The sequence below is a fragment of the Blastococcus sp. KM273129 genome, assembly GCF_021698995.1.
In the GTDB taxonomy this organism is placed as follows: domain Bacteria; phylum Actinomycetota; class Actinomycetes; order Mycobacteriales; family Geodermatophilaceae; genus Blastococcus.
The window spans coordinates 1-1,614 of the sequence record NZ_SSXB01000159.1; the positions used below are offsets into that span (position 1 = coordinate 1).

At 70.7% G+C, this 1,614-nt stretch carries 1 protein-coding gene; it reads left to right on the plus strand.

Features of this window, described 5'->3' with window-relative positions; all coding sequences use genetic code 11:
- Positions 1–120: 120 nt before the first annotated feature.
- The gene (locus tag E9565_RS21810) at positions 121–1,479 is read left to right on the plus strand and encodes an IS1380 family transposase (protein ID WP_236828170.1); all 1,359 of its coding nucleotides are present in this window, start codon (positions 121–123) and stop codon (positions 1,477–1,479) included.
- Positions 1,480–1,614: the final 135 nt, after the last annotated feature.

Here is a 1,614-nt window from a genome sequence, read left to right on the forward strand (position 1 = left end):
AGCCTGAATCCACCGGTCCTGAGCGGGTGATCGGTGTGGCAACGAGAAGAGGGTGCTTCTGAGCTGGACGATCACGGTTACCAGGCCAAGATCGTCACAGGAATCAGGAGCACCCTCTTGGTGCGAGCATCGCATGACCTCAGCCGTGTTGTGGTCAGCGCGGACGACGCGTCGTTGGTGGCCGACGCCGGACTGTTGCTGCCGGCGCTGCTCGGGCAGCGGCTGGGCCTGCCGGACCTGCTTGATCAGCGGGTGACCGGCGGTCCGCATCCGGCGGAGAAGTGTCTGACGGTGCTCCATTCGGCGATGGCCGGTGGCGACTGCATTGACGACGTCGACGCGCTACGGGCCGGCGCCACGCAGGCCGTGCTCGGGCACCGGGTGGCCGCGCCCTCGACGGTGGGCACGTTTCTGCGCTCGCTGGGCTGGGGGCACGCCCGCCAACTCGACGCGGTCAGCCGCGAGCTACTCGCCCGCGCCGCCGATATCGGGGCGATCGAGGCCAGCTCGACCGACCCGTTCGTGCTCGATATCGACGCGACCCTGGTGGAGACCTACGGGCTGGCCAAGCGCGGTGGCGCGCAGGTGATGCGCACCGGCCGGCGCGGCTACCACCCGATCCTGGCCGTCGCCGCCGGCACCGGGGACGTGTTGCACGCCAGGTTGCGCCGGGGTCGCAGCAACGACGCCTCCGGCGCGCCGGCGTTCGTCACCGAGACCATCTCCCGGGTGCGCGCGGCGGGGGTGGCCGGATCGATGGTGCTGCGCGCCGACACCGGCTTCTACCTCGCCGACGTGCTCGGCGCCTGCACCCGGGCGAAGGTCGGGTTCTCGATCGGCGCCCGGATGATCGGTCGGATGCGTGCGCTGATCGCCGATCTGGACGAGTCGGCGTGGACACCGGTGCCCTACTTCGAGCCCGGCGCCGCGGTCGCCGAGATCGGCTGGCTGGCCTTCGACGCCCAGCAGCGCAAGGGCAAGGGCTGGCGGGGCAACGGCACCTGGGTACGGCTCATCGTGCGCCGCACACCCACCCCACCCGGCCTCCGCAACCCCGACCAGCAGGCGCTGTTCCCGACGTTCGAGTACCACCCGTTCATCACCGACCAGCCCGGCGATCCCGTCGCACTGGACCGGTTCCACCGCGCTCACGCCGAGGTCGAACTCGCCATCCGAGACCTGAAGTACGGGCTGGCGCTGAACCACCTGCCGACCAAGAGCTTCGCCGGTAACCACGCCTGGCTGGTGCTGCAGACCATCGCGCACAACCTCGGCCGCTGGACCGCCCGCCTCGGCGAGCTCGCGGCCACCCCACGGCAAACGATCAAGACTTTGCGCCGTCGAGTCCTCGCCGTTCCCGCTCGGCTGGCCCGGCACGCCCGACGCCTCGTCCTGCGCCTGCCGCAGCTGTGGCCCTGGGCCGATCAGCTGACCGCGGCCCTCACCCGGCTACGCGCCCTACCCGGACCCGCCGGCTGACCCGCGCAATCTCCCCGGCCACCCACGATCGGAGACTCGGAAACCCAGGTCCCGGCCCACGCACGCCCACCCACCGAAACCAAGATCAAGAAACCGTCCCCTGCACTACCGACTCCGAATCGGTGGATTCAGGCT